This window comes from Mycobacterium saskatchewanense, assembly GCF_010729105.1.
GTDB classification, from domain to species: domain Bacteria; phylum Actinomycetota; class Actinomycetes; order Mycobacteriales; family Mycobacteriaceae; genus Mycobacterium; species Mycobacterium saskatchewanense.
Window position 1 is genome coordinate 914,377 of the sequence record NZ_AP022573.1, and the last position, 17,261, is coordinate 931,637.

Annotated in this window: 17 protein-coding genes and 1 pseudogene; 6 read left to right on the plus strand and 12 right to left on the minus strand. The window is 69.5% G+C overall.

What is annotated here, in order from left to right; all coding sequences use genetic code 11:
- Positions 1-102: 102 nt before the first annotated feature.
- From G6N56_RS04205 to G6N56_RS04235, 7 genes are all read right to left on the minus strand, one after another.
- Positions 103-717, minus strand: a complete 615-nt coding sequence (locus tag G6N56_RS04205; RefSeq protein ID WP_085257250.1) for a hypothetical protein — start codon at positions 715-717, stop codon at positions 103-105.
- A gap of 147 nt (positions 718-864) precedes the next feature.
- Positions 865-2,874 (minus strand): serine/threonine-protein kinase, encoded by a 2,010-nt coding sequence (locus G6N56_RS04210; protein WP_085257251.1) that lies wholly within the window; start codon positions 2,872-2,874, stop codon positions 865-867.
- A 5-nt stretch (positions 2,875-2,879) separates the two neighbouring features.
- Positions 2,880-4,106, minus strand: a complete 1,227-nt coding sequence (locus tag G6N56_RS04215) for a DUF7373 family lipoprotein (RefSeq protein ID WP_085257252.1) — start codon at positions 4,104-4,106, stop codon at positions 2,880-2,882.
- A complete protein-coding gene (locus G6N56_RS04220) occupies positions 4,103-5,398 on the minus strand; it encodes a DUF7373 family lipoprotein (protein WP_232069208.1) in 1,296 nt (431 codons plus the stop codon). Before G6N56_RS04220 ends, G6N56_RS04215 begins: the two co-directional genes overlap by 4 nt.
- Before the next feature lie 193 nt (positions 5,399-5,591).
- Positions 5,592-6,587 (minus strand): sensor domain-containing protein, encoded by a 996-nt coding sequence (locus G6N56_RS04225; RefSeq protein WP_085257253.1) that lies wholly within the window; start codon positions 6,585-6,587, stop codon positions 5,592-5,594.
- Between the two features lie 34 nt (positions 6,588-6,621).
- Positions 6,622-7,605, minus strand: a complete 984-nt coding sequence (locus tag G6N56_RS04230; RefSeq protein WP_085257254.1) for a sensor domain-containing protein — start codon at positions 7,603-7,605, stop codon at positions 6,622-6,624.
- Positions 7,606-7,878: 273 nt separating this feature from the next.
- Positions 7,879-8,118: a hypothetical protein gene (locus tag G6N56_RS04235; protein WP_085257255.1), complete on the minus strand. Its 240-nt coding sequence runs from the start codon at positions 8,116-8,118 to the stop codon at positions 7,879-7,881.
- A 159-nt stretch (positions 8,119-8,277) separates the two neighbouring features.
- Between G6N56_RS04235 and G6N56_RS04240 the strand changes: the two are divergent.
- Together G6N56_RS04240 and G6N56_RS04245 are read left to right on the plus strand one after the other, a co-directional pair.
- Positions 8,278-8,826 (plus strand): annotated as a pseudogene (locus G6N56_RS04240) (CsbD family protein); the annotation flags it as partial.
- 36 nt (positions 8,827-8,862) lie between these two features.
- Positions 8,863-9,534: an IF2 family translation initiation factor gene (locus G6N56_RS04245; protein WP_085257390.1), complete on the plus strand. Its 672-nt coding sequence runs from the start codon at positions 8,863-8,865 to the stop codon at positions 9,532-9,534.
- A gap of 134 nt (positions 9,535-9,668) precedes the next feature.
- Here the strand turns inward: G6N56_RS04245 and G6N56_RS04250 are convergent, their stop codons facing one another.
- Both G6N56_RS04250 and G6N56_RS04255 read right to left on the minus strand, forming a co-directional pair.
- Entirely contained in the window at positions 9,669-10,319 is a 651-nt protein-coding gene (locus G6N56_RS04250; protein WP_085257256.1) for a DUF1345 domain-containing protein, read from the minus strand.
- Positions 10,320-10,371: 52 nt separating this feature from the next.
- The gene (locus tag G6N56_RS04255) at positions 10,372-11,034 is read right to left on the minus strand and encodes a cutinase family protein (RefSeq protein ID WP_085257257.1); all 663 of its coding nucleotides are present in this window, start codon (positions 11,032-11,034) and stop codon (positions 10,372-10,374) included.
- A gap of 159 nt (positions 11,035-11,193) precedes the next feature.
- Between G6N56_RS04255 and G6N56_RS04260 the strand changes: the two genes are divergently transcribed.
- The gene (locus G6N56_RS04260) at positions 11,194-11,457 is read left to right on the plus strand and encodes an alpha/beta hydrolase (protein ID WP_085257258.1); all 264 of its coding nucleotides are present in this window, start codon (positions 11,194-11,196) and stop codon (positions 11,455-11,457) included.
- A 12-nt stretch (positions 11,458-11,469) separates the two neighbouring features.
- Here the strand turns inward: G6N56_RS04260 and G6N56_RS04265 are convergent, their stop codons facing one another.
- Positions 11,470-12,018: a thioredoxin family protein gene (locus G6N56_RS04265; RefSeq protein ID WP_085257259.1), complete on the minus strand. Its 549-nt coding sequence runs from the start codon at positions 12,016-12,018 to the stop codon at positions 11,470-11,472.
- 299 nt (positions 12,019-12,317) lie between these two features.
- Here G6N56_RS04265 and G6N56_RS04270 point away from each other — a divergent pair, with 299 nt between their 5' ends.
- From G6N56_RS04270 to G6N56_RS04280, 3 genes are all read left to right on the plus strand, one after another.
- Entirely contained in the window at positions 12,318-13,895 is a 1,578-nt protein-coding gene (locus G6N56_RS04270; RefSeq protein ID WP_085257260.1) for a PecA family PE domain-processing aspartic protease, read from the plus strand.
- Positions 13,896-14,029: 134 nt separating this feature from the next.
- A complete protein-coding gene (locus G6N56_RS04275; protein ID WP_085257261.1) occupies positions 14,030-14,950 on the plus strand; it encodes a DMT family transporter in 921 nt (306 codons plus the stop codon).
- A gap of 47 nt (positions 14,951-14,997) precedes the next feature.
- Positions 14,998-15,984, plus strand: coding sequence for an amidohydrolase family protein (locus G6N56_RS04280; RefSeq protein WP_085257262.1), 987 nt, complete (start codon positions 14,998-15,000; stop codon positions 15,982-15,984).
- 26 nt (positions 15,985-16,010) lie between these two features.
- Here the strand turns inward: G6N56_RS04280 and G6N56_RS04285 are convergent, their stop codons facing one another.
- Positions 16,011-16,490 (minus strand): winged helix-turn-helix transcriptional regulator, encoded by a 480-nt coding sequence (locus tag G6N56_RS04285; protein ID WP_085257263.1) that lies wholly within the window; start codon positions 16,488-16,490, stop codon positions 16,011-16,013.
- 18 nt (positions 16,491-16,508) lie between these two features.
- Positions 16,509-16,781: a hypothetical protein gene (locus G6N56_RS04290; RefSeq protein WP_232069209.1), complete on the minus strand. Its 273-nt coding sequence runs from the start codon at positions 16,779-16,781 to the stop codon at positions 16,509-16,511.
- Between the last annotated feature and the right edge of the window lie 480 nt (positions 16,782-17,261).

A 17,261-nucleotide genomic window follows, 5' to 3' on the forward strand; every position in this document is an offset into this window, starting at 1 on the left:
GCCAACTCCCAATGGCTCACGCCGCGCTCCCTCCATTGGGCAGGCGATACCCCTCTCCGTGCCGCGCAAACACCCAGCGGCAAACGCCTTCCGGGAACGGCCCTAGACGGTCAACACTTCCGGCTCGCGGGGCACCTGGGCCGTCGCGAGGTCGACAGCCGCCTGCAGCTCGCCGTTCGCCTGCCGGATGTACGTCGCCGCCTGGGCCATGTCCCGAGCATCACGGTTCTGCGCGCCGGCGGTGCAATACTGCAGCCCGACACCGTACCTGTTGATCGCCTGTTGGAATGCGTTGTTCAGCCGGGCATCCGGGCTCGGCAGGGCATGCTGCAGGGCACCCACGGCGTCCTTGGCGCTCTCGCACGTCGCCCCGGTGCGGGCGATGTCGTTGTTGGCCGCGGCCGACGCGATCGACTGGCGCGCGGTCAGCAGCGCATCAATGGACGGCTCGGCCTGGGAGAGCCAGGTGCGCAGCGGAACGCGCATGGGCGAGGGCGCCGCCGGCACCATAGTGTCCGCGGGAGCCGCCGGGGCGGTGGTCGCCGCGACCGGCCGCGCGCTGGTGAGGCTGTGGTTGGCCCAGCCCGAAAACAGGCCGACAACCGCCAGCACTGTGGCCCCGCCGGCCGCAGCGATCAGTTCACCGCGCCGGTTCGGCGGGTTGGCGCCGTCCCTCGATCGAGACTGCGCTGCGCGGTGCCGGCCAGAGTCGGCCATGGGGAACTCCCGTGTCGATCGGATTGGTTAATACACAAGCTGTTTCCGATCCTGCAATTTCCAAACCCCCTCCGGGGAGGGTCCAACGAAACCGCTTGGGTGCACCGGAGGGATCGCCGGCCGGGGCCGAACGGCCCTTGCGCCGGGTCAGTGGATCTGGTTGGCGAGTTTGTTGACCAGGGCGGTGTTGAGGTACGCCGTGGCGGCGGGGCCGCCCGTGTTCAGCGCGGAGATGGTCGCCGGGTCGTCGACGATGACCAAAATTCCGTGGTACCCGACGAACGGGGTGGGCAGGCCGGCGTAACCCCCGCCGCCGGCGGCGCTGTCAGTGCGCAGCAGGACCATCACGTCGGTGTTTTCCACCCAGAAGAAGGACGTGTCGACGTTCAGCGGGAACGCTGGCGGGTCACCCGGGCCGGCGCGCCGGTAGTGCTGGTTGTAGGTGAAGCCAAGGCCTTCGATGTAGTTGGTGGGCGGCGACACGCGCTGCGCCACGGTGGCGGCGCTGTCGGAGATGTCGACGACGGCGATGGACTTGCCGGAGAACGCCGGGTGCTGCGACCTGATCGCCGTCTGCTGCGACGTCGCGTCGGCCAGCACCGTCTTGGCGGCATCGGTGCGGCCCAGCGCCGTGGCGATCCACGTCAGTTGCGTCTGCCAGACCCAGTTCTGGGTGATGTCGGCCGGGCGGGTCAGCGTGGGCGCGACGGCGGCCAACTTGTCATACGTGGGCTTGTCGATGTCACCGGTGTCGATGATCAGGTCGGGCTTGGCCGCGGCGACGGCGCCCGGATCCGGGAGGGCGAGCACCGGGGTCGACGAATGCACCTGGGGCTGCAGCCAGCTCGGCATTCCGCCCTGGATTCCGCTGATTGCCACCGGCTGCACGCCGAGTGACAGCACCGCGTCGGAATCGCCGGGCCCCAGGGCGGCGACCGCCATCGGCCGGTGCTGCAGTTGCACATTTCCGAGCTGGGCGTTCAGCGTTTGTGGCTGATACGGCGGCAACTCGCCGGTGTGGTGCCGGCCGGCGAGGTATACGCCCGCGGCCACCGCGACGGCGACGACCACACCCAGTGCGCCCAGGATCAGTGCCGCTTTGCGCCGACGACGCCGCGGCGCAACGACCCCACCGGAGGGTCCGACCGGGAAGTGTTGCGGCGCAGGCAGTCCCGGTGCGGGCGGGCCGCCGAACGGTCCATACCACCCGGCCCCCGGCTGCGGCACGCCAGGGGGCGGCGTGGAGGGATACGACAGCGGCAGATTTGTCCAGTTCGCGGTTCGCGACCCGCCGGCGCGCAACTGTTCCGACGGGAGGCCGGTGAGCGCCGCCGCCGCCGCCTCGGCCATCTCGCCCGCGGTGGAGAACCGGTCGGCGGGGTTCTTGGCCATCGCGCGGGCGACCACGTCGTCGACCGCCGGGGATAGACCGGGCACGAACTGGCTCGGCCGCGGGATCGGCTGCATGACGTGGGCCATCAGCATGGCCGGCAAGCCGTGAAAATCCTCGTAGGGGGTGCGTCCGGTCAGCAGCCGGAACAGCGAGCAACCCAACGAGTAGATGTCGGCGCGGTGGTCGACCGCCCGGCCCTCGATCGCCTCGGGCGAGGCGTACGCGGCGGTGAACACCAGGGATCCCGTCGCGGTCAGGGTGGTGGCGTCGTCGAGGGCGCGGGCGATCCCGAAATCGGCCAGCAGCACGCGCTCCTGGTCACCGGCCCCGGGCCGCGAGACCAGGAAGTTGCCGGGTTTGACGTCGCGGTGCAGCACTCGGCGGGAATGGGCGTAGTCGAGCGCCTTGCCCACGTCGGTGACGATGCGGACGATCCGCGTCGGGGTGAGGTTGGCCGCGCCCAGGTCGTTGGCCGCGGTGCCCTCGATGTACTGCATGGCGATCCACAGCTGACCGTCCTCGGTCTCGCCGCGGTTGAAGACCGTGACGATGTTGGGGTGACTGAGGGTGGCGGCCAGGTCGGCCTCGCGGGTGAATCGGTGCCGGAACTGGTCGTCGTGCGAGAGTTCGGACGACAGTACCTTCAGCGCGTCGCTGCGCGGCAGAGTCGGATGGCGGGCGAGGTAGACGGTGCCCATCCCGCCGGCGCCCAGCACCCCCTCGATCCGGTAGCCGGCCACCACGGACCCGATAGACAACGCCACAGGCCCTACTTGCCGCTCAGGATGCGGTATTGCGCCGCGATCATCTGGTGGACGGCGCCGAGCTGCTCGTTCTGGGCGGTAAACGCGTATCGGTCAAAGCGCGCCACGCAATAGAACCCGAGGGACGCGGCGAAGCACTTGGCGTTCGGCATGCCGGTGATGCTGCCCGCCGGGCGCAGCTTGTCGAAGTCGGTGGCCACGGCGGCGAAGTCGGCGACGACGCGGTCCGCCGAGCCGGCGTCCGGTGTCTGGTAGACGGCGCTGGTCAACGTGAATGAAGCCTGCTGCAGGCCAACGGAATTGAACAGCGCTTCCTCGTGAGCGGCATCATCTTGGAAGTGTAAGTCCCCGTGTGGCTCATAGACGCCGTCATCCGTCGATTCGTCAGCGCCCTTCGGGGGCAGGGTGCGGGCCAGGAGCCCGGTGGGGTCGAGGGGCAACTGCGGGAGCTGGTCGACCGGCGTGGGGGTGAACTTGTCGATCAGCGCCTGCTGCAAATCCAGTGTGGTGGCGACCATTTGGGCGGCGTTGTCGGGGCCGGCCGCGGAGTCGGCCGCCTGTGCCAGGACGTAGCTGCCGTGCGCGGTCAGGGCGATCACCGCCGATCGTGGCGGTTCGGTGCTGCCTTCCGACGGCGTCCAGCTGTAGCCGACCGCGGCGGTGCCCGGGTAGCGGGGGATCGAGGTCGGTCGAGTGGGGGTTGGGGCTTCGGAGAACGGCAAGCTGAGGGACCCGCTCTTGGCGGCCATGTCCGTCGCGGCGGCCGACGCGTCGGCCGGAGTCGCCAGCCGCAACACGACGTTGATCAGGCCTTTGTAGGGACCGGCCGTCGTGTGGCGGGCGCTGGAGAACCCGGCGACGAAGTTGTGGCCGGCGAGACCGTCGCCGATCGGCGCGCCGAGCAGCGCGTTGACCGAGTCTCCACCCTTCATCACCCCGGTGTTGAACTGCTCGAACTTGACCAGGGCGGGGTCGGTCTGCCAGGGGCCGACCACGAAGCCGGCCATCCGGCGGCCCTCGGCCAGGCCGCCCCGCTTCGGGTTCCCGGCGACTCCGAGGGGCGCCCGCGGCTTGATCGGGTAATTGCCTGTGGTCAGCTGCGCGACGTCGACGCCGTCCCCGCCGCTGTCGCCGGGCGCCTTGACGGCCACGCCGGTGACCGTCGATGCGCAGCCGGCCACCAGCGCGACCACCCCGACGGCCGCGGCGCGCGTCCACATCCGGCCGGTCATGACGCCGTCAACATCAGGTATTGGGCTGCCATCACCTGGTGCAGGTCCAGTTCCTGGGTGGCGGTGGCCTTGAACGCGTAGTGATCGACCGTGGCGACGCACATGAACCGCGGCAAGAGCTGACCCCCGGGACCCCGATCGAAGCAGCGCGCCGACGGCAGGCCGCTGATGCCGGCGGTCGGCTTGTAACTGCCCCACGAGGCATTGATGCGGACCAGCCCGTCGGCGCCCCGCTGCGCGCCCGGTGCGTCGACGGCGTCGTACACAGACGTCAGGTCGGCCGACATGCGCTGGACGCCGGCGTCGTTGAACACCCCCTGCGCCGCGGGCGGATCGGGGCTGAAGTGCAGCGCGGCGTGCGGCTGGTAGACCGCGGCGTGGTTGGGGTCGGGCTTGGTGGAGGGCACCGTGCGTGCGAGCAATCCGGTGGGGTCGGCGGGCAGGGCGGCGAGTTGATCGGCCGGTGTGGCCTGGAAATGGTCGATCGCCGGGCCCTGCAGGTCCAGCGACTTGGCGATCAGGTCGGCAACCGCGTCGGCGCTTTCCTTCGAGCCGGCGTACTCGTGGAACACGTAGGTCCCGTGCGCGGTGAACGACTCGGCCTCGAAGCCCTGGTGGACGGCCGCCATGTTCGCCACCGTGGTGGGGTAGCGGGGGATCTTGAGCTCGGTCGCGGGCACGCCGTCGCGGGGGATGCCGCGGTTGGTGGCGGCCATCTCGCCGGCGGCCGCGGCGGCGTCCTCAGGGGTCGCGAAGCGCAGCACCATGTTGACCAGAATTTTGGCTTTGACGCCCGCGGATTGGCCGGGCGCCGGGGCCGGTGTCGCCCGCCCGCTGACGAACCCGAGCAGAAAGTGGTGCGCCCTTGCCTGGGCAATCATGCCCGGGGCGAGGTCACCGGCCAGTGAATCCAGGGTCGGCAGTACGCCGATGGAAGCGTGTTCGACCTGACCGGTGACCAGCGTGCGGTCCACTTCCCACGGGCCTACGACGGCGTCGGCCATACGCTGCGCCTCCACCACCCGGCCCGCGTCCTCGTTCGGCACCGCGCCCAGCGGCGGGCGGGCGCGGCGGGGGTAGTTGCCGGGATCCAGCAGCGCGGGGTCGGCCGCGGCGGGCGCCGGGCCGCCTGCTTTGACCGCGCTGCCGCCCACCACCGCGCCGCAGCCGGCGGCCAGCGCGATCACCGCACCTGTCGCCGCCATGACCCGGGCGGTCGCAGAGATCCGACTCGGCTTCACCGGCCGACCCCCGGCCCCCAGTCCCGACCGCGGCAGCGCAAGGTCGGTCAAGCCAAGCCCCTTTCGTGCGCGCGCCCCCCGGATGTGATGACGGCCTACCCCGACGCAAAACGGTAGTCAATGTTAACAACGAGTCCGGTTGGTTTCGGCTCGCTTACCTGGTCCGTTGGCACCGAGCTTGCCCCGGTGGTCGTGATCAAGCGGCAAAGCACGACCCTCACGGCGACCCCGGCGGCCGGTATAGCTAGCTGGGGACGTGGACCCGGTCTGCGATCTTGGTGGCGATCGCGACGGCCTGGTCGGTGCGGTTGAAGCCGCAGCTGCGGGTGTCGATGACAACGTTGTTGCGCACGGTCATGGCCCGCTGGCATCCCCAGCCGGCGGCGCCCTCCTGCGCCAGCAGGACGCTCACGGTGCCGTCGCGGTCGCTGGTGGGGCCGACCGTCCAGGTGACGGGTGCTTCGCCAATTGCGTTGCTGGTCAAGGGCTTTCCAGCGCATCTCGCCCAAGCCTGGGCCTGTCCGGCCGCATAGTCGCTGGCCAGTTGGGCGGTGGGGATGTTGACGACGGCGTTACTGACCAGGTGCTTCCAGTCCTCGACGGGTTCGCGCAACACCTGGGTCTGCGCCGAGATCCAGCCGCTGCCCTGTAGGGCTGCGACCATTGCGGGGTGCTGGATGCCCTGGCATTCGGGGCGGTCGGTCTTGATGTCGGAGAATCCCGAACCGGACCCGGCGTGGGGATCGGGACGGATCTCCATCCCGGTTGTGCCCTCGATCGCGTTGACGACAGCCGGCTCCAGCAGCAGCCCGGGCAGGGCGTCGATCGGCACGACCGGGGCCTGGGTCGGCGTCGGGGTCTGCATCGTCGGCGCGGCCGGCACAGGGGTGGGCGACTCGCTGACGGTCGTGGTCCCGGCGGGTGCGCTCGACTTGTCAGCGACGGCGATCAGCAGGCCCGCGCCCGCCATTACCGCCGCCGCGGCGGCCACGCTGCCCGCGAGCACCCACTTGCTCGGGGACTTGCCACGCGGCGCCGCCATGGCGGGGTACCCGGGGGTCGGGAAGGGCATGCCGGGCGGCGGCAGCACCGCCGGTGGGGGGCCGCTCGGCGGGCCCCCGGCCGGGCGCACCCAGGTCTGCGCCCAGGGATCGACCTGTGATCCCTGTGGATAAGGCTGCGGCGCAACGTGATTGGGCCAAGTCCCACCAATGGCCGGGGCGTTCGGGTGGCTCCACATCTCGTGTCCTTTACTTTCGTAGCTGCGGCTCGGGCTAGCGGATTCCCGCGGCGACTTTGGTGGCGATTGCCGAACCCTGCTGCATGACGGAGAAGCCGCACGCTTCGACGTCGACCACCACGTTGTTGCGCGCGATCAGGGCGTGCTGGCAGCCCCATCCCCGGGCGCCCTCCCGGGTCGTGAAGGACGCGAGCATGCCGTCCTGACGCCCGACGGTGGCCACCCACCAGGTTTGGGGCTTCTGGTTCGGGGTGGTGGTCGTGATCGACCTGCCGTTGCATAGCGGCCAGGCCTTCGCCTCCTTGGCGACGAAGTCCGCGGCCCCGGCGGCGGTGGGGAAGCTGATCACCGACTGGAACACCTCGTGGCTGGCGTCGGCCGGTTCGCGCAGGTATTGCGTTTGCACCGACACCCACCCGCTGCCGGCATACACTTCGCGGTTGGCGTTCGCCCACACCCCGCCGCACTCGGGCTTGTCGGTGGTGTCGATGTATAAGCGCGTCGTCGTGAGGGTGGGGTTCACCAGCAGGTCGTGGGTGCCCATGATGTTGTTGACCGCGCCCACGTCCAGCAGCAGCCCCGGCAGGTCTTCCGCCGCCACCGGCCTGGCCGGCGCCGGGGTCGCCGTCGCCGACGGCGGACCCGACGGCTGGGAAGCGGACGGCCGGTGGGCGCCCGGCGCGGCGGGCCGGTCAGAATGGCCGGCGGTGGCGATCAGCCCAACGAGCGCGACCACGATCACCACGAGCACCGCCACCCCCAGCAGGACCCACGTCCGGGAGGACGCCCCGCCGGGCGGGGCCGGGGGATAAGCCGGCGAAGGGGCCGGGCCGAACCCCGGCGGCGGGGGCAGTGGCGCCCAGCCGGCCGGCGCCCCCTGCCGCGAGGCGGCGCCCATCGGGGACCACGTCGAGGCCGGGCCAGCGGCGTAACCCCGAGGATTCCCCGGCGGCGGCGTCGGGGCGGCACCCCCACGCCACGCGTGACCGGGCATTGTCGGGGCGGTTTTGACGGACATCCTGGACCATCCTTCGGGGCGAAGCTGAGCAATACGCTACGAAGCTAATCACAAATACACGTAGCACTGCAACATCTAATACGTAGCATCGCGGGGGGACGGACCGCCTCGCAGGCACTCAGCTGTGCTGCGACAAGCGAGTTTTGCGCGATGGGACGGCCCGGCCAGGACAAATGAAAGACGTAGCGGTGCGTGCTTAAAGGTCGGCATGCGCGCCAACCGGGGGACGCAACAGATGAAAGCGCGCCGGGATACCCCGGGCTTAGTCGGGTGTCAGTCGGCGTGCGGGGTGGGACTCTGCGACGACTCCCACTTCGACTCGAGCGACCTCGTCACCGTCGTGCCGGCGGGCAGGTCGAGCTGGAATGTCTCGCCGCGGTCGGCCTCGATCGTGACCGTGTAGCCGCCGTCGGTGGAGTCGACGAACACCACCCTGCCGGACCGCTCCCCGACCGTGATGATGTCGCCGGGGCTGACGTCGTCGATTCGATCGTTACCGGTCGCTTTGGACATACCGACGACCGTAGCCGATCACACGACGCCGTCCGCGAGGCGGCGCTTCGCAGAGTGACGCAGGCCACACCAGGGTTTGACTGCCTTCGCCCGTGGAACCACCTTCAGCATCCACGGGAAATCACGCGCGGTTCTTGGTAAGAGCCTCAAGGAGTTTCGATGAGTGAGCACGGCAAGGCAGGCGAGGCCCGTAGGGGACTGATCGATTCGGTGAAGGGCAAGGCCAAAGAGGTCATCGGGGCGATCACGGGCAACGATTCGTTGACGGCCGAGGGCCAGCTCGACCAGACCCAGGCCCACCAACGCAAGGAAGCCAACGCGGCGGAGGCGGTCGCCGAGTCCAAGGCGAAGCACGCGCGTGAAGAGGCGGCCGAAGCCAAGGTCGACGGTGCCCGACAGCGGCTCGCGGCGAACGCTCAAGCCGTGGCGGCCGAGAACTCGATCGAAGCGCAGTCAGCCGCCCAGAAGCGGGCCGCCGAGGTCGCCGCCGAGCGGCAGGCCGCGACGCAAAGGACCCAGGCAGAAGTCGACGCGCAACGCGAGGCGGCCCAGGCGAAAGCCGAGGAGCGGCAAGAACTTCGCGACGCGACGGAGGACGTCGTCGACGCCGTTGCCGAACATCAGAGCGACGTACAGGTCGCCAAGAGCCAAGAGTCGGAGGCCGACCGCCTTCGGCGTCAGGCCGAGAACGTGACCAACGAGGCCGACCCTGCCCTGAAACCGGGCCGGATACAGGAGCAGACGATGAAGATTTCCGACGTCCCCACCGCGATTTTGCGATTCAACTACCAGCTGGCCCGGTTCCCCCTACAGGTGATCGAGGACCGGCTCATCACCCGGATCCCCGCGGAAATGCCCGCGCGGCTGATCTACGAGCGATCGCTGGGCATGCTCGACGCCACCGTCGGCAACGCCCTCGGCGACACGGACCTCGTCGAGCGCGGGACGGCGCTGGTCGAGCGCAGCGACGCCCTGGGCCGGGCGGCGAGCCTCGACGCGCAGGCGGCGGCCCGCAAGGAGCAGGCGAACGTCAAGCTGAAGAACGCCCGTGACCAGGCGATCGAGGACCAGCAGGAGGCTCGGGCGGCCACCGAGCAGGAGATCAAGGAAGCGCACGAGGCGGCCGACGAGCGCAAGCGAGACGCGACGCAATCGGCCCAGGAGCGCAGTGCCGCGGCAAAGCAGGACGCCGACGAGATCGCCGCCAAGCGAAAGGAAGCGGTCGAAACGGCCAAGCGCCAAACCGAGCAGAGGACCGCGGCTGCCGAGAAGGCCGCTACCAAGGCGGCCGAGAACATGCTCGACGAGGCCGAGGACAAGCTTGATGAGGCCGCCGACACGCGCGCCGAGGCGGACCGGGTCGCGGAACTGGCCGACGCCGAGAAGGAGAAACGCCAGGAGGAGTCCGCCGACTAGCGCGTTCGCCTGGCGCGCCAACCGCCGCGGCTATCTCGGCGGCCACAACCGCCGACATTGCCGCGGGGGTCGTGATTTGCCTGCGGATCACCACCACTGCGGCTATCTCGACGCCAGTTGCGACAGCTAGCCCCTCACACTTTGCTGCTCAGTCCGGCGATCAGGTTGATGGTGACCGCCAGGACGACCGCGCCGAGCAGGTAGGACAATAACGCGTGGCGGAGCACGGCCGCCCTGATGGGCGTCAGGCAAATCTCGGTATCGGAGACCTGATAGGTCATGCCGACGGTGAACGCCACGTATGCGAAGTCGCGGAAGCGGGGCGGCTCCGGATCGTGGAAGTTGATACCACCTGGATCGCCCGAGTAATACAGCCGGGCGTAGTGCACCGTGTAGAGGGTGTGCACCGCGAACCAGGACGCTGCGACGGTCAGGACGCCGAGAAGGGCGGCAATGATGGGCCCCACCCCCGAGCGCGATCCGGCAGCCACCACGTAGCCGACGCCCGCCAGGCTCGCGACGCTCGCGGACAGGACGACCACGTCGGCGACCAGGCGGGTGGGGTCTTCCCGGGTCACGTAGCGGCGGGTCTCCTCGGCGTCCATCCCACCGAGCAGTAGGCGGGTCCACACCACATACACGCCGGCGGTCACGACCCAGCCGAGCAGTGCAAACCGCCAGCCGATCGTCTCGCCGACCGACACCGCGACTGCCACGCCCAGCACAACGGCAATCAATATCCGGACCGCGACGGTGTCGCGGAACGACGTCACCAGGGATCTCACACGCCGAGCTAAGCACCACCTGCCGGTGGCGGCCGGTGTGACGCGCCGCGGCCTAGGTGCGGTCGGACGGGGGGCCGAGCTTGCTGACCGCGAACGTCGCGGCCTGGTTGGTCATCCCGGACTGGATGTAGGACACGTGGGCCATGATGTTGCCGCCGGCCGAGCAGATCGGGTCGTCGGGCGCGCACAGGCTGATGGTCTTGGACGCGTAGATCGGGTTGATCGTGGGCAGCGGCTGGCCGCCGTACAGCATGCTCGAGAACCCGCTCGATGGCTCGCCGAACAGCGCGACGGCGGCGACGTGGTCGGCCACCGGCGCTGGCATCTGGTTGGTGGCCAAGTCGATCACCGTCGAGCCCTGCGAATAGCCGCCGAGGACCAGCTTGGTGTTGGGGCAGCTGGCGACGGTGTCCTGAATGTTGGCGCTGGCGTCGTCCGCGCCGGCCGATGAGCTGCCGTGGTAGTCGTCGTTGGCGGGGTAGTTGACCGCGTAGACCGCGACGGAACGGCCGTTGGCCTGCGAGGTCAGCGAGTCGACGAACGCCTGGCCGACGTCGCCGAGGCCCGGGGCCTGGTGGGTGCCACGGGCGAAGACGACCGCGACATCGGAGCAGGCGTCGGCGGACGCGGCGGGGACGGCGACCGCCGGGGTCAGCAGCGCCCACGTCGTCACTGCCGAGGCACCGGCGATGCGGGCGAGGATGCGTGAAGTCATTGCCGAATGCTGTCATACGGGCGGCGGCGGCGCCGCGGGCGGCGTCTCCAAACGCCGGCAAAGCCACGCGTGAACGGGCCTCGCGGCAGTGGATCCCGTTGCCGGCGAACGCCAGGTGTCCTATTGCTTCGGCCCGCGCCGGGGACCTAGCCTCGCCCCGTGGACGACCGCTTTTCGCCGACCGAGCGCGGTTTCGACGACGGGCGCCGCACGGCGAAGCTTCCGGGCATCACCGCCCCCACGTTGGTGATCGTCGGCGCCGACGACGCCGGCACCCCGCCCGCCAGGAGCCGCCGCATCGTCGAGCTCATCGATGGCGCGCGGCTGGTGCAGATCCCGGATTGCGGGCACAGCAGCAGCGTGAAGCAGCCCGACGTCGTGTCCGGGTTGCTCACGGATTTCCTTGGCGGCCAGGCTGATTAGGCGCCTAAGCGCTCACCGCCATTTGATGCCGCAGCCGATCGACGGCCGCTGATCCGGGTCGACCGGCCCGCCCGCGAGCACGGCGCCGACCGCGGCGCGGACGTCGGCACCCGTCACGGGCAGGTCGTTGCGGGGACGCGAGTCGTCGAGCTGGCCCCGGTACACGAGCCGCCGATCGCCGTCGAAGACGAAGGTGTCCGGCGTGCAGGCCGCGGAGTAGGCGCGGGCGACGTCCTGGCTTTCGTCGTAGAGGTACGGGAACGTCCAGCCATGGCGGCGGGCCTCGGCGACCATCTGGTCCGGGCCGTCCTGCGGGTAGGTGGCGACGTCGTTGCTGGAGATGCCGACCATCGGGACACCCAGTTCGGCGAGGTCGCGGCCGAGCGTGGCGAGACCGGCGGCGACGTGCTGCACGTATGGGCAGTGGTTGCAGATGAAGGTGACGACGAGGGCGGGACCCGTGAGGTCGTCGAGGCTGACCGTGCCGCCGGTGGCGGGCTCGGGCAGCGTGAACGGCGGGGCGGGGGTGCCCAGGGCAAGCATCGTGGACTCGGTGGCCATGCCGCCAGGGTAGCGCCGCAGCGGCCGCCCCCTTTCCCGCGTCGCACGGCCTTTGAGCCGAACAATCGCGGAGCCCCGCCACGGCATGACACCCAAGGGGTGCCCGCTCGTGTGCCGGTCTGACAACGTCACATGTGCAGGGAGCGTCCGTTTGGTTAAAAGCCGAGATTTTCAGGCGCCGATTTCCTAGAGTCAAGAACTGCCGGGGCCCTGTGACGCGCCCGAACGCGTGGGGGTTAGGGTCCGTTCCCGGTTGAGGGTGCGGTATTGGCTAGGGGCTAGGGGAAGGAACTCGGGGGATGAGTTTTTTGGTGTGGCCGCCAGAGGTCAATTCGTCGCTGATGTTTTCCGGCGCCGGGTCCGCCCCGATGCTCGCCGCGGCGGAGTCGTGGAACGGCCTGGCCACCGAACTGAACGCGGCGGCGCAATCGTTCACCTCGGTGACCTCGGGGCTGGCCGAGCAGGCCTGGCAGGGTCCGGCCGCGGCGGCCATGCTGCAGACGGCGACGCGCTACGCGGGCTTCCTCAACGCGGCGACGGCCCAGGCCCAGACGGCCGCCGCCCAGGCCCAGGCCGTGGTCAGCGCCTTCGAATCGGCCCAGGCCGCCACCGTGCACCCGTTCTTCGTCGCGGCGAACCGCAACGAGCTGGTGCAGCTGGTGGTCTCCAACCTGTTCGGGCAGAACGCGCCCGCGATCGCCGCCGCCGAGGCCGACTACGAGGAGATGTGGGCCCGGGACGTGGGCGCGATGCTCGGCTACCACGGCGGTGCGTCGGCCGCGGCGGCCGCACTGCCGTCGTGGTCGACGGCGGTGCAGGGGCTCTCATCTGAGCTTTCCGCCGTGGTGTCCGGCAACCCGCTGGGCGCCGCGCTGACGTCGGCGGCGACCAGCAACCCCATCGGGGACTTCGTCACCACCGTGCAGCAAGACGTCATCGGCGCCATCAACGCGCCCACCGAGTTCCTGTTCGGCGCTCAGCTGATCCCGACGAGTCCCGCGGTGGCGCTGGGCGGCAACGGAGCGACGGGCAACGTTCCACTCACGATGTTCGGCGGCACCGAGGCCCTGGTGAACGCCTCGGTCGGCACCGGGGCCCCGGTGCCCCTGCTGGTCGACACCGGGTCGCAGGGTCTGGTGATCCCGTTCCAGAAGGTCGGTGGCGTCTTCGGGATGCTGCAGATGGGCCTGCCCACCGGGTTCGGCATCAGCGGGTACAGCGGTGGACTGGACTACGCCTACCTCACGTTCAATGCGCCGGTGAACTTCGGCGGCGGGCTGGTGACCGGGTCGACGCCGGTCAACGTCGAACTCTTCGCCTGGCCGACGTCGATCCAGTCGGCCCTCACCAACGGCTTCACGTTCCAGCAGTTCTTTGCGAACGACGGTGCCAGCGGCGTGCTGGGCATCGGCCCGAACGCGACCGGCCCCGGCCCGAGCATCCCCACCCAGCACTTCGCGAACCCGACGTTCAACCAGGGCGTGCTGATCAACGAGCTGGGGAACAACCCCTCGCTCACGTTCGGCGGGGCACCGACGAATCTAGGGAACCCCATTGCCACCCTCAGCGGGGCGCCGATCACCAACCTCAACGTGTCAGTAACGCACAATGGCGCCACGACTGACTTCAGCGGCGTGCCCTCGATCGTCGACAACGGTGGCGTGTTCGGCACCATCCCGGCCGGCTTGAACGCGTCGCCCGGAGATGTGATCACCGTGGAAGCGCCCAACGGGACGCCGCTGTACTCGTACACCTACAACGGGAATTATTTCCCGACACCCATCTCGAGCGGCCTGATGAACACCGGTGCTCTGCCCTTCCTGGAGCACCCGGCGTACATCAGCAACGCCAACAACACGCTGGCCTTCTACAGCTGACCGGAAGCGGCTTCTGAACCAAGCCGCTGACGGGGCGATTGCCCTGCGTGCAGCCGGTATCGGGCGGGTGAACTCTGGCCCCGGCGCGGCCCCGCCCGTTTTGCCCCGCCGAGATATCGGGTATTGATGGGGGCATGGGGTGGGTCACCGGGCACGCGGTCGCGATTTTGTCCGCACTGCTGGCCGCGTTCTGGGCCGCGGTGGGCATCGTCGTCCGGCAGCGGGTGGCTCAGGCCGTGCCCGCGGAGAAGGCCATGTCGTCGGGGGTGGCGACGACGGTCGTCCGCAAGCCGCTGTGGTGGGCGGGCATGATCGCGGCCATCGCCGGCTACGTCTTCCAGGCCCTGGCGCTGGCCAACGGCTCCCTGCTGCTGGTGCAGCCGCTGCTGGTCTCGTCGCTGCTCTTCGCGCTGCCGCTCGGCGCTCGGCTCTGCGGCCAGCACATCACCTGGGCCGAGTGGGGATGGGCGACGCTGCTGACGGCGGCCCTCACGGTCTTCGTGCTCGTCGGGCAGCCCCGCGACAGCCATGTCCGCGCGGCCATACCGGCCTGGACGCTGGCCCTGGTCATCACGGTGCCGCTAATGGTCGTCTGTGTGGTCGCCGCCAACCGCGCCATCGGCCACGCGCGGGCGATGCTGCTTGCGGTCGCCGTCGCGGTGCAGTTGGGCATGATCGCCGTGCTGACCAAGATCTGCACGCACCGCTTCGCCGTCGCCGGATGGCACGGCCTGCTGACCGTTCCCGCCCTGTACGTGCTGATCGCGCTGGCGGTCACGCTAACCGTGCTGCAGCAGGCGGCTTTTCACGCCGGAGCCCTGCAGGCGTCGGTGCCGATCATGTTGGTGGGGGAGCCGATCGTCGCCGTCGTGCTCGGCATGATCGTGCTCGGTGAGCAGCTCGACGTCCACGGTCCCGGCGCGGTGGCGCTGGGCCTGGCGGGCGTGGCGATGGTGGCGTCCACCATCGCCCTGGGCCGTAGCCAGGTGCCCGCGACCAACGATTCGTCGCCGCAACGGCGTTCGAAGGCAGACGCGCTGATCGGTTGCCCCTGAAGGATGCCAGGGTATCCGTCGGGAAGAACCACTGTGGGAGCTCGGTCGTGAGAACGGTTGGCCTGGAAGAGCATTTCGTCACCGCCGCCGTGGTCGAGGCGTGGGGCCGCCTGGAGCCGCAGTGGCAGAACCCGCCGGAGCCGGTGGGGGGCGACGATCTCCAGCGCCGCCTCGGCGACCTCCACGGTGAGCGTTTCGCCGCGATGGACGACACCGGGCTGGACGTTCAAGTTCTTTCGCTGACGAGCCCCGGAGTCCAGAACGTGCCGGCCGGCGACGCGGTGGCGCTGCAGACCGCCTCCAACGATCTGGTGGCGGACGCCGTGCGCGCGCACCCGGACCGCCTGCAGGGCTTCGCGACGCTGGCCGCCACGGACCCGGGCGCGGCCGCGCGCGAACTGGAAAGAGCCGTAACAACTCTGGGGCTCAACGGCGCCATGATCTTCCCGCGGAGCCGTGGGCGCGCGCTCGATCACCGCGACTTCTGGCCGATCTTCGAGACCGCCGCCACCCTCGGGGCGCCGCTCTACCTGCACCCGCAGGTTCCGCCGGCGCCGGTGCAGGACGTCTACTATGGCGGGTTCGACGCCGCCGTCAACGCCGGGTTCGCGACCTACGGCATCGGCTGGCACTACGAGGTGGGCGTCGCGCTGATCCGCTTGATCCTCGCCGGGGTCTTTGACCAATTCCCCGATCTGCAAGTAATAGCTGGCCATTGGGGGGAGGTGGTGCTGTTCTATCTCGAGCGGGTCGACAACCTCGCCGCCGCCGCTTCGCTGAAGCAGCCGGTTTCGGAATACTTCCGCAGCAACGTCTTCGTCACACCCAGCGGCATCTTCAGTCAGCGGTATCTGCGCTGGGCGCTCGAAGTGATGGGCCCCGATCGCATCCTGTTCTCCACCGACTACCCCTACCGGTTCGTGCCCGACGGCGGAGCGCGCCGCTTCCTGCAAGACGCAGACCTCAGCGAGGCCGACCGGGAGAAGGTCGCGTCGGGCAATTGGGAGCGGATCTGCGCCGCCATACGCCGCTGAGCGCCGGCAGCAAGTGTCGAACGCGCTCAGGCTGAACCCCTTTCGGTGAGCCGGACCCGTGTCACATCGGCGGGGTCCACCCGCTCACCGCAGACGTCGCAGGTATGGCCGATCGACAGCGCGTGGTCGTGGTGCCGCACCGCGACGGGGGGTTGCTCCACGGCCCACCGGTCGCCCCATTGGCGCAGCACTTGCAGCACGGGGACCAGTTCGCGCCCCGCCTCGGTCAGGTAGTACGCGGAGCGTGACGGCGACTCCTGGTACTCCCGTCGCTCGAGGACGCCTGCGGCGACCAGTTCCTTGAGCCGGGCCGCCAGGCGATCCCGCGGGGCGGCGGTGTTCTGGGCGATCTCGCCGAATCGGTGGTGACCCAGGTTGACCTCGCGGACGATCAAGAGGCTCCACCGGTCGCCGACGATCTCCAGGGCGGCCGCGATCGAACACGGGTTGCCCCGGACGACGGGGGTCTGCAACGGCCCCGGCGTTTTCACGACGCGCTCTGACATAACCCCTAGGTTCGCATATCAAACCGGTAGTTGAACCAATGGGCGGCCGGTCTCTCGCCACGCCTCATCCGACAGCAGCACATCCAGGTCTACGTGACTGCTCGCGTGCGCGATGTGCTCGACGATCCTTTGGCGCCGCGTCGTCGTGGACTCGTCACCGTGGGCCACCAGTTGACGCAGGGCGCGCTCGACCTTAGCCCGCAAGGTTTCTCCGGCGATTGGCCTGTGCGGCTTCCCCCCGCTGCAATCGCCGCCCAGGCCGCGATTAAATACGCCGTCAAGCTGGCGCACCGGCGGTCAGAGTGGCATGCCACTTGTAACGGTTCTAGCGACTTCCGCCTCAGCTAGGGGCATCACCTGTCCGTCCCCAGTAACACCCCCGGCCCGAGACGAACGGCTGGAAGGAATTAAAACTGCTCTTCAGAAGGCCTTCGTGTCGCGGAGACCGGGTGCGAAGTCGCATCAAGGAACGCGCACTGCCCGGCGTCTACGCGAAACGAAGCCGAAATATGACCGCCAACCCCTAAACCTACTAGAAACGTTACGAGTATTTGGGGGTGACATCTGGATCATAGCTTCAAAGGCGCAGTCAGATACCATACCCCGCTTCAGCAGACTCGATAGAAACGGTACGACCACATCTCGGCGGCGCTGCTACCGGCTGCCACGCTCAACGGGATGCCGCCGCGCTTGCCGGCCCGCAACTACGGCAACGTGTCGGGTCTGCTGCGCAGCCTCTGCGGGCGCCGGGGTGTCTGTAGTTTCGAGCGC

Coding starts and splice junctions, on each gene's coding strand:
- G6N56_RS04265 (WP_085257259.1), bottom strand. CDS start 12,018: ATGGCCACCGAGTCCACGATGCTTGCCCTGGGCACCCCCGCCCCGCCG.
- G6N56_RS04215 (WP_085257252.1), bottom strand. CDS start 4,106: ATGACCGGCCGGATGTGGACGCGCGCCGCGGCCGTCGGGGTGGTCGCG.
- G6N56_RS04255 (WP_085257257.1), bottom strand. CDS start 11,034: ATGACTTCACGCATCCTCGCCCGCATCGCCGGTGCCTCGGCAGTGACG.
- G6N56_RS04275 (WP_085257261.1), top strand. CDS start 14,030: ATGGGGTGGGTCACCGGGCACGCGGTCGCGATTTTGTCCGCACTGCTG.
- G6N56_RS04285 (WP_085257263.1), bottom strand. CDS start 16,490: ATGTCAGAGCGCGTCGTGAAAACGCCGGGGCCGTTGCAGACCCCCGTC.
- G6N56_RS04235 (WP_085257255.1), bottom strand. CDS start 8,118: ATGTCCAAAGCGACCGGTAACGATCGAATCGACGACGTCAGCCCCGGC.
- G6N56_RS04230 (WP_085257254.1), bottom strand. CDS start 7,605: ATGTCCGTCAAAACCGCCCCGACAATGCCCGGTCACGCGTGGCGTGGG.
- G6N56_RS04270 (WP_085257260.1), top strand. CDS start 12,318: ATGAGTTTTTTGGTGTGGCCGCCAGAGGTCAATTCGTCGCTGATGTTT.
- G6N56_RS04205 (WP_085257250.1), bottom strand. CDS start 717: ATGGCCGACTCTGGCCGGCACCGCGCAGCGCAGTCTCGATCGAGGGAC.
- G6N56_RS04225 (WP_085257253.1), bottom strand. CDS start 6,587: ATGTGGAGCCACCCGAACGCCCCGGCCATTGGTGGGACTTGGCCCAAT.
- G6N56_RS04245 (WP_085257390.1), top strand. CDS start 8,863: ATGAAGATTTCCGACGTCCCCACCGCGATTTTGCGATTCAACTACCAG.